The organism is Streptomyces colwelliae, from assembly GCF_048158785.1.
GTDB lineage: Bacteria > Actinomycetota > Actinomycetes > Streptomycetales > Streptomycetaceae > Streptomyces.
The window spans coordinates 1-9,448 of sequence record NZ_JBLTJC010000390.1; the positions used below are offsets into that span (position 1 = coordinate 1).

At 72.4% G+C, this 9,448-nt stretch carries 7 protein-coding genes and 1 pseudogene; 6 read left to right on the forward strand and 2 right to left on the reverse strand.

Going from position 1 to position 9,448, the window contains the following annotated elements; all coding sequences use genetic code 11:
* Positions 1 to 477 (forward strand): annotated as a pseudogene (locus ACNFOC_RS45030) (hypothetical protein); the annotation flags it as partial.
* Between the two features lie 195 nt (positions 478 to 672).
* Positions 673 to 2,532, forward strand: coding sequence for an FUSC family protein (locus ACNFOC_RS45035; protein WP_416964794.1), 1,860 nt, complete (start codon positions 673 to 675; stop codon positions 2,530 to 2,532).
* Between the two features lie 18 nt (positions 2,533 to 2,550).
* Here ACNFOC_RS45035 and ACNFOC_RS45040 read toward each other — a convergent pair whose 3' ends face one another.
* Positions 2,551 to 3,501, reverse strand: a complete 951-nt coding sequence (locus ACNFOC_RS45040; RefSeq protein ID WP_416964795.1) for an endonuclease/exonuclease/phosphatase family protein — start codon at positions 3,499 to 3,501, stop codon at positions 2,551 to 2,553.
* 158 nt (positions 3,502 to 3,659) lie between these two features.
* Between ACNFOC_RS45040 and ACNFOC_RS45045 the strand changes: the two genes are divergently transcribed.
* The 4 genes from ACNFOC_RS45045 to ACNFOC_RS45060 all read left to right on the forward strand — a co-directional run bounded on the left by ACNFOC_RS45045 (position 3,660) and on the right by ACNFOC_RS45060 (position 7,450).
* Entirely contained in the window at positions 3,660 to 5,039 is a 1,380-nt protein-coding gene (locus tag ACNFOC_RS45045; RefSeq protein ID WP_416964796.1) for an amidohydrolase, read from the forward strand.
* Between the two features lie 32 nt (positions 5,040 to 5,071).
* Positions 5,072 to 6,262, forward strand: coding sequence for a cytochrome P450 family protein (locus ACNFOC_RS45050; RefSeq protein ID WP_416964797.1), 1,191 nt, complete (start codon positions 5,072 to 5,074; stop codon positions 6,260 to 6,262).
* A 147-nt stretch (positions 6,263 to 6,409) separates the two neighbouring features.
* On the forward strand, positions 6,410 to 7,099 hold the full coding sequence (locus ACNFOC_RS45055) for a DUF899 domain-containing protein (RefSeq protein ID WP_416964798.1): 690 nt from the start codon (positions 6,410 to 6,412) through the stop codon (positions 7,097 to 7,099).
* Positions 7,100 to 7,267: 168 nt separating this feature from the next.
* A complete protein-coding gene (locus ACNFOC_RS45060; RefSeq protein ID WP_317775439.1) occupies positions 7,268 to 7,450 on the forward strand; it encodes a DUF8839 family protein in 183 nt (60 codons plus the stop codon).
* 4 nt (positions 7,451 to 7,454) lie between these two features.
* Here ACNFOC_RS45060 and ACNFOC_RS45065 read toward each other — a convergent pair whose 3' ends face one another.
* On the reverse strand, positions 7,455 to 9,404 hold the full coding sequence (locus ACNFOC_RS45065) for an ABC transporter ATP-binding protein (RefSeq protein ID WP_416964799.1): 1,950 nt from the start codon (positions 9,402 to 9,404) through the stop codon (positions 7,455 to 7,457).
* Positions 9,405 to 9,448 lie beyond the last annotated feature (44 nt).

Below are 9,448 nucleotides of genomic sequence, written 5' to 3' on the forward strand. Positions count from 1 at the left end.
CCTCGCCCGCACCCTCAAGGGCAAGGGCGTCGCCTCCGTCCAGGACCGCGAAGGATTGCACGGCAAGCCGCTGCCGGACGCGGAGGCGGCGATCACCGAACTCGGCGGCCGACGCGACCTCCGCGTCAGCACGGCGGAGACGCTACGGCTCGCGGCGCCTATCCCGCGAAGCTGCGTCTCTCCGCCGCCGAGCGTTGGCACGGCACCGCCGACGCCACCCTCGCGTACGCGCGGGCCAACCACGTCCCGCAGGGGCGGCTCACCGAGGTCGCCGGTGCGATCGCCGTGGCCGCCGTGCAGGCCGGGCACGGGGTGCTGGCGGGGCGGGGGGAGTGGGTGACGAACGAGAAGCGGTTGTTGGAGCGGGCCGGGCTGCGGGCGGTCGACCGTGTTGTGGCGGGGTTGCGGGCGGAGCCGGAGGTGCTTGAGCGTGCGGTTTCCGACGTGAAAGTGCTTTTCTCGGCGTTGCGTTCATAAAGAAGGCGGCCCTCCGGGCAACCTTCACATCCCTGAAATGCGCGCGGCCCGTTCCGCACGAGGACGCGAACTACCGTGGAACCACGGCTACCACCCCAGCCGCCAGCAACAGCTTGAGCACCCGCTCCAGCGCAGCTACCGCCCCGGCCACCGTCGCCCGAAGGCACACCCCGCCCTCGTCAGGACAGGAGCCCTGTGTCCCGTCGTACCGACGCCTTCTCGCTTCCGCCCTGGCTCGCCCACACGCTCCGTGCCCAGCGCGGGCCGGTTCCCTGGAGCGCGGTCACCCGAGGGGCGCTGGCCGCCGGGCCGTTGCTGATGGTCGCCGTGCTGGTCGGGCGTACGTCACTCGGTGTGCTGGCCGCGCTCGGGGCGATGCTCGCCGGGATCAACGACCGGCCCGGCAGTCGGCGGGCCTCGGTCAAGCGGCTCGGGGGGCCCGCGCTGGCCGGAGCTGCCGGGCTGCTGGTCGGGACGTATGCCGGGGCGCATGTCGGGGCTGTCGTGCTGACGATTCTCTTCACCGGGATCGGGCTGGTCGCCGGTGGGTTCATCGCCATCGGGCCCGTCGCTTCCGGTGCCGGTACGCAATTGCTTGTCGCCTCCGCCATCGGCGCCGGGATGCCCCTGCCCGAACCGGGGTGGGAGCGGGCCCTCGCGTTCCTCGCCGGGGCCGCGTGGCTGGTCCTGCTGCGGCTGGCGCTGCCCACGCCCGGTGCCATCGCCGGTGACTACCGGTTCGACGGCGAGCGGCACGCCGTAGCCGCCGTGTACGACGCGATCGCGGCGCTTCTCGACGCGAGCGGTGGGCCGGAGGCGACGGGGCGGCGCGCCGCGCTGACCGCCGCGCTCGACCACGCGCAGGACGCGCTCGCCGGGCCGCGGCTGCGGCGGTACGCCAGTTCGGCGGCCGAGCGGCGGCTGCACGGGCAGTACGCCGCCGCGCTGCCGCTCGCCGAGGCCGCGACCGCGATCGCCTGGGCCGGGGAGCCGGTGTCCGCCCGGGCGGGCGAAGGGCCCCGCAGGCTCGCCGCCGCCGTCCGCGACAACGCGCACACCGGACCGCTGCCCGCGCCCAACCGTTCCGCCCCCGCGCTGCGCGCCCTCGACGACGCGCTGCTACAGGCCGCCGACGCCTTCGACCAGGCGGAGGGGAGTGATCTGCATGCGCGCAGGAGCACGGTAACCGCCTTGTTCCGTAAGGCATTTGGGGCCGGGGGGCGGGAGTACGGGCTGCGGGTCGCGCTCTGTTTCGGGGCCAGTGTCGCCGTCGCCCAGGCGCTGCACCAGGCCCGCTGGTACGGGCAGCACGAGCACTGGTACTGGCTGCCCGCCACCGCAGTCTTCCTCGTCAAGCCCGACCTCGGACCGCTCGCCTCGCGGGCACTGAGCCGGGCGGCCGGGACCGTGCTGGGGGCGCTGGTCTTCGCCGGGTTCGCGGCCGTGCTGCCCCGGCCCGAAGGACTGGTCGCGCTGGTGGCGCTCAGCGGTGCGCTCATCCCCGTCGCCACCCGGCACTTCGCCGCGCAGACCGCCGTCGTCACCGTCCTCGTGCTGTCCCTCGTGATGGTGGGCGGGGAGCCGCAGGCCTCGGTCGGCCGGATCGGGGAGACGCTGCTGGCCTGCGCGATCGTGCTGATCGTCGGGCATCTGCCGATGCCGGGGAAGCGCGGCGGGGGCGTACGCGCCCGGCTCGCGGCCGCGGGCGCCGCCGCACACGCCTACCTCGTGCACGTCCTGAGCGAGTCCGACGACCGCGCCGAGCGCTGGACCCTGCGCCGCGAGGCCTACCGCACGCTCGCCGAGGCCCGCGGCGCCATCGCCGTCTCGGCCGCCGAACTCCCCGCCCTCGCCCGGCACACGGAGGGCACGGACGAGGTCGCGGCCGTCCTAGAACGGCTCGTAGACACGACCACCGCCTGCGCCGTCCACCTCGACGACGCGGGGCGGCTCACGTCCCGCCACATCGAGCAACTCACCGAGCTGCTGGACGAGTTCGAGCGGGGGCGGGGCCGGGTCGGCCTGCGCGCCATCGAACTCCCCGTCGCCGTCTAGCCACTTGGACCGGCCGGGTCACTCCACCCGCACCCACACCGGCGCGTGGTCCGACCCCGGCGCCTCCCGCCGCTCCGCCGGATCCGGGCCCACCGACGGCAGCCGCAACGCTCCCTCGCCGGGCAGTCCCGTCCCCGCCGCCGTCACCCGGTGAACCAGGTGATGGCTGAGCAGGATGTGGTCGATCAGCTCGCGGCGCCCGGAGTTGATCCGGGAGTAGCGCTGGTCGGCCGGGATCAGCGGCGCCACGTCCCACAGACGGACCGCGTCGCCCTGGTCGGCCCGGTCGTAGCCGGGCGTGCCGATCTCCGAGCCGGGCGGGCCGAGCAGGATCTGGGTGGTCGCGGCCTGCACCTCGTCGTTCATGTCGCCGAGCACGGCCACGTCCCGGGTACGGCCCTCACCGGCGAGCAGTTCGTCGGCCAGCGCGCGCAGGGTCGCCGCCTCGGCGGCCCGGCGGTAGAGGGCGTAGGCGCCGTAGCGGGCCCGTTCGCCCTCGTCGTGCGGGAAGAAACGGCTGCCCGGGTAGGTCAGCAGCTTCGACTTGAGATGGGCGACGGCCACCGTCAGCGGGCCGGTGGCCGTCGTGACCTCCACTGCCAGCAGGCCGCGGCCCACGGCCGGCTCCTCGGCGCCCGAGTCGTCGGACTGCACCGGGCGCAGCCGCGCCGGGAACGCGTTCGTGTCGGCGACGACCCGCGGTTCCGTACGGCTGAGGAAGCCGACGCGGATGCCCCGGCCGTCCGGATGCGCCGACAGGGCGGTGTGCCACTCGCCGTCCAGCAGCCCGGTCAGGTCGTCGAGCGCCGCCGGATCACCGACCTCCTGGACGCCGAGCAGCACCGGGTCCAGTTCTGTGATCACGGCGGCGAGGGAGGCGAGCTTCGTCTCGTAACCGGCCTTGTCCTTGGGGCCGGACGGGCCGCCGGGGCGGTACAGGTTCTCCAGATTCCAGGTGCCGAGGAGCATGCCGGGCCCCTTCCATAAGCCTTGGGCGTGAAGTTTTGGTCGTGCGCCGGAAGCCTTGGTGGTGAGGCAAGCGTGCTGGTCCGGGGCGGCCCGCGACAGCGCAACGCCGGGATGCGCGGTTCGGCTCACGCGGGGCGAGGACGGCGTCGTACGTTGGGATGGTGAGTGACTCTCCCACCGCTTCTTCCAACGCCTCTCCCGCCGATCTCCTCATTACCGGCTGCACCGTCCTCGTCCACGACGACCAGGAACACATCCGCTTCGAGCAGGACGCCGCGATCGTCGTACGGGACGGGCGCGTCGAGTCCGTCGTCAGCGCGACGGAGGTCGCAGGTCTCGCCGCCGTCGAACGCATCGACGCGCGCGGCCAGATCGCCCTGCCGGGGCTGATCAACTGCCACACCCACGCGCCGATGGTCGCGCTGCGCGGGCTCGCCGAGGATCTGCCCACGGAGGAGTGGTTCAACGACGTCGTCTGGCCCGTCGAGTCCAACCTCACCGAAAAAGACGTGGAGTTGGGGGCACGGCTCGCCTGCGCCGAGATGATCCGCGCCGGGGTCACCTGCTTCGCCGACCACTACTTCTCCATGGACACGGTGGCCGCCGTCGTCGCCGAGTGCGGGATCCGCGCGCACCTCGGCGAGGCATACTTCTCCTCCCAGGGCCCCCAAGGCCGGGAGAAATCACTGGAGTTCGCGCTACGGCACCGGGGCGCGGCCGACGGCCGCATCACCACGACCCTCGCCCCGCACGCCCCCTACACGGTGACCGACGCCGACCTCGCCGCCACCGCCGAACTCGCCCTGGAACACGGCCTCCCCGTGCACATCCACGCCGCCGAGAACCGCGACCAGACCGACACCAGCCTCTCCCGGTACGGCGTCACCCCCGTCGAAGTCCTCGACCGCGCGGGCCTGTTGGCCACCGACCTGCTCATCGCCCACGGCACCGGCATCATCGACCGCGACCTCCCCGTCCTGGAGCGCGCGAGCGGCCGTACGGCGGTCGCCACCGCGCCCCGGGGATACCTCAAGTTCGCCTGGCCGGACACCACTCCGATCCGCGCCCTGCGCAACATCGGCATCCCGGTCGGGCTCGCCACGGACGGCGCCGCCTCCAACAACTCCCTCGATGTGTGGGAGTCGATGGCCCTCACGTCCCTGGTGCAGAAGTCCACCGAGGGCGACCCGCGCTGGCTGACGTCCCGTCAAGCCCTGCACCACGCCACCCTTCAGAGTGCGCGGGCGGTCGGACTCGGTGACTCGATCGGGTCCATCGCGCCAGGGCGCCGGGCCGACATCATCCTCGTCGACCTCACCGGGCCGCACACCCAGCCCGTCCACGATCTCGCGGCCACCCTCGTGCACAGCGCCCGTTCCGCCGACGTCCGCACCACGATCGTCGACGGCCGCGTCCTGATGCGCGACCGTGAGCTGCTCACCCTCGATGTGCCCGCTGTCGTACGGGAGTTGGGGGACCGGCTGCCCGCCCTCGTCGACCGGAGTCACGGCCGGCGCATCCAGGAGTACGACACCTGAGCCGCGCCCGGGTCGCCTCTAGGCTGTCCTCCATGGATCTCGCGGACGGCCTTCTCGACCACCCGTACGACGTGTACCGGCGCCTGCGCGACAGCGCCCCCGTGCACCGCATCGCCGGCCCCGACGGCACCCCCGCCTGGCTCGTCACCCGGTACGACGACGTGCGGGCCGCGCTGGCCGACCCGCGGCTCTCGCTGGACAAGAGGCATGCCACGGCCGGGACTTACAAGGGGTTGTCGCTGCCGCCCGCGCTCGACGCGAACCTCCTCAACATGGATCCGCCGGACCACACCCGCATCCGGCGCCTGGTCGGCCGCGCGTTCACCCCGCGCCGGACCGAGCAGCTCCGTACGCCCATCCGGCGCACCGCCGACCAACTCCTCGACGCGCTGGGGGAGGAGGGCGACACCGACCTCATCGCCTCCTACGCGGCGCCCCTCCCGATCACCGTCATCTGCGACCTGCTCGGCGTGCCCGACGGCCACCGCCGGGATTTCCGGGTGTGGACCGACACCCTCGTCGCGCCGGCCCCCGGGACACCGCCCGAGGCCGGCAAGCACGCGGTCGTGGCGATGCTCGGCTTCTTCACCCAACTCCTCGCCGCCAAGCGCGAAGAGCCCGGCGACGACCTCCTCTCCGACCTGATCGCCGTACGCGACGAAGGCGACCGGCTCAGCGAGGACGAGCTGATGTCCCTCGCCTTCCTCATCCTCTTCGCCGGGTACGAGAACACCGTCCAGCTCATCGGCAACGCCGTGCTCGCCCTGCTGCAACACCCGGAGCAGCTGGCCGCGTTGCGCGAGGACCCCGCCCAACTCCCGGCCGCCGTGGAGGAGTTCCTGCGTTACGAAGGGCCCGCGCTGCTCGCCATCCGGCGCTTCCCGGTCGAGGACGTCACCATCGGCGGGGTCACCATCCCGGCCGGCGAGACGGTGTGGGTGTCCGCGTCCGCCGCCAACCGCGACCCGGGCCGCTTCCCCGAGCCCGACCGGCTCGATCTCGCCCGCGACACCTCCGGGCATCTCGCGCTCGGCCACGGCATCCACTACTGCCTCGGCGCACCGCTCGCCCGCGCCGAGACCGAGATCGCGCTGGCCGCGCTGCTGGAGCGGTTCCCGCGGCTGGAGTTGGGGGTGGGGGAGAGCGAGGTGCGGTGGCGGCCGTCGCTGCGCGCCCGGGGACTGCTCGCGCTTCCGGTGACGTACGCGACGAAGTCCCTCTGAAGATCCCCGATCCTCCGAAGGCCCCCAACTCTCTGACGAGGCCCCGACCTTCTGAAGATCTCTCCGAGAAACTTTCCGACGCGGCGATGAGTTCCGGTCCTCGCTCCGGTCCACCCCTCAACGGACCGTTGTCACAGGAGGGCCCCCATGTCGCTTCCGGAGATCGTCTCGCGTGCGCAGTGGCGCGCGGCGCGTGAGGAACTGCTGCTCAAGGAGAAGGCGGCCACGCGCGCGCGGGACGCGCTCAACGCCGAGCGGCGCGGGCTGCCCATGGTGGAGATCGACAAGGAGTACCTCTTCGAGGGCGGCGACGGGAAGGCCACCCTGCTCGACCTCTTCGAGGGGCGCGGCCAACTCGTCGTCTACCACTTCATGTTCGCGCCCGAGTGGGACGCGGGCTGCCGCAGCTGCTCGGCGTTCCTCGACCAGATCGGGCACCTGGCCCATCTGAAGGCACGCGGCACGACGTTCGCCGCCGTGTCGAGGGCGCCGTACACCAAGATCCTGCCGTTCAAGGCGCGGATGGGATGGACGCTGCCCTGGTACTCGTCCTTCGGTGGGGACTTCAACTGGGACTTCGAGGTCACGCTCGTCGGCGACGGGGAACCCGTCGAGCGGCCCGGCGTCAGCTGCTTCCTGCGGGACCGCGACCGGGTGTTCCACACCTACTCGACCTATGAGCGCGGGCTCGACGGGCTCGGCTCGACCACCACCTTCCTGGATCTGACCGCACTGGGGCGGCAGGAGGAGTGGGAGGAGCCGGCGGGGCGCGCGTCGGCGCTGGGGGCGCCTGCGGGCAGTGAGCGCATCCGCTATCACGACGAGTACGAGGATTGAGGCGGACGGCAACGAAGGTTGACGCGGACCGTGTGCGGAAAGTGTGCGGCCCGGTGTCGACTATGTCTCAGTACCGTCACTTCCCGAGCCGTTCACCGTACTGTCGGCGTTTAACTCTATGAGGCTTCACGAAGCTCTCCGAGTTTCAGCACGACAGGGAGGTACAAGGTGAACGGGCGAATGGTGCTTGAGCGTTTTCCCGCCGGCGGGCCGCGTGGCTCGTGGCCGGCGGAGGAGTTCGCGCAGGCGCGCCGTCTGGAGGGCCTGCAGGCTGAGGTCGTCATGGACATCGCGACCGACGCGTTCCTGGTGGTCGTGCGCAGCGGCGACGTCGTGGACGCCGCCGCCTGAGAGGTCAGCCCGCCTTCGGGGCGGGCACCTTCACCGTGAACTGGTCCGCCTGGAGCGCGTACAGCTCCGCGTACACACCGCCGCTCGCGAGCAGCTCGTCCGGCGTCCCGGACTCCACCAGCCGCCCCTGATCGAGGACGTGCACCAGATCCGCGTGGCGTACGGACGCCAGCCGGTGCGTGATCAGGACGACCGTCTGCCCGGTGCCCGCCAGCGCGCGGATCTTCTCGAAGACCTCCAGCTCGGCCCGCGCGTCGAGGGCCGCCGTCGGCTCGTCCACGATCAGGATGCGGCCCTTCCGGTAGGCGGCCCGCGCGATCCCCAGCCGCTGCCACTGACCGCCCGACAACTCGTGCCCGCCGCTGAAGTTGCGGGCCAGCAGCGTGTCCAGACCGCGCGGCAGATCCGCGACCACGTCCTCCGCGCCGGCCTCGGCGACCGCACCGGCCAGCCGCTCCTCGGTGAGCGGCGCCGCGGACCGCCCGACGGCCACGTTGACGCGGGCGGTGAACGGCCAGCGCTTGAAGTTCTGCGCCACCATCGCGATCCGGTCGGCGAGTTGCTGCCGGTCGGCGCCCGCCGCGTCGACGCCGTCCCACAGGATCCGGCCCCGGTCCGGGCGGTACAGCCCGGCCAGCAGCTTGACCAGGGTCGTCTTGCCGGAGCCGTTCTCGCCGACCAGCGCGATGATCCGGCCGAGCGGGAGGGTCAGGGAGACGTCGTCGAGCGCGGGGTGGGTGGCCTCGCCCGGATAGCTGAACGTGACGTTCTCGAAGCGGATCTCCCGCGGCTCCTCGGGCAGCGCGGCCCCGCCGACCGGGATCGCCCATTCGGTCGCCTCCTCGTACAGCTTCTGAAGATCGCCCACGAACAGCGCCTCCTCGTGCAGCTGGTTCACCGCCAGGACGAGCGTGTCGAGGCTCGCGGAACCGGTACGGATCGCGATCACCGCCGTACCCGCCACCGAGAGCGCCATCGCACCGGACAGCAGCAGCCCGCCCAGCGTCGCGTACGTCGCCGCCGTCGCGAGGCCCGTCCAGGCCGCCGCGATCAGCCCCGTACGGGCCGTGAGCCGGGCCAGCCGGGCCTGTTCCGCCTCCGCGCTCTCCGACATCTCATGGAAGTGGTGCAACAGGAACGGTCCGACGCCGTGCACGCGGATCTCCGGCGCCGCCTCCGGCTCGGTGAGCAGCGAACCGATGAGGCGGCCGGCGCGGACGTGCTGCACCCAGGTGTGGAACGACTCGTAGTGGCGCCGCGCGTTCGTCAGCGCGCCCCACGCGCTGGGCACCGTCATCGTCGCCAGCAGCGGGAGCAGCGCCGGGTGCAGCACGGTCAGCACGCCCGCCGCCGCGATCAGCGAGATCAGCGCGTTCATGACGTTGGTCGCGTACGAGATCATGCGGCGGGCCGACATGGCGCCGTACTGCGCGGTGTCCAGCAGTTTGTGGAACGCGTGGTCCTCGATCGCGGCCAGCTCCACGGCCGCCGCCCGCTCCAGATACAGCTCGGTGGCGACCCGCTCGACCTTCGGCTCAAGACGCCCGGTCGCGTACGTCGACGCGGCCCGCAGCAGCGCGCCCACCACCATCACGGCGGCCATGACGACCAGCGCCGGGACTGCGCCGCGCAGCCGGTCCCCGATGGCACCGCCCGTGATCAGCCGCCCCAGCACACTGTTGACCGCGAGCAGACTCACCGCCTGGGTAGCGCCCCGGCACGCCTCGGCGGCCAGCACGACACGCGCAGCCCGCGGATCCGCCTGCCAGGCCAGCCGGAAACTCGACCTCAGCATCGCCGGCAACCGCGTCACCATGGCCCGGAAGCTCAGCTCCAGGAACGCGTCGTTGTGCTGACTCCACCCCGTGTCGTACCGCAAGGGCCCACCAAAGAGCAGCTGCTCCGACGCGGACGGCTCCCCCGGCCCCGAGTCCCCCTTGCCCTTGCTTCCCACCGACGACCTCCCCCGATCGTGAACGAACGGCCACTATCGCGGGG

What these genes read in the sequence shown, in the direction of transcription:
- ACNFOC_RS45040 (WP_416964795.1), bottom strand. Translation starts at nt 3,501, where the DNA reads ATGCTCCTCGGCACCTGGAATCTGGAGAACCTGTACCGCCCCGGCGGC.
- ACNFOC_RS45045 (WP_416964796.1), top strand. Translation starts at nt 3,660, where the DNA reads ATGGTGAGTGACTCTCCCACCGCTTCTTCCAACGCCTCTCCCGCCGAT.
- ACNFOC_RS45055 (WP_416964798.1), top strand. Translation starts at nt 6,410, where the DNA reads ATGTCGCTTCCGGAGATCGTCTCGCGTGCGCAGTGGCGCGCGGCGCGT.
- ACNFOC_RS45050 (WP_416964797.1), top strand. Translation starts at nt 5,072, where the DNA reads ATGGATCTCGCGGACGGCCTTCTCGACCACCCGTACGACGTGTACCGG.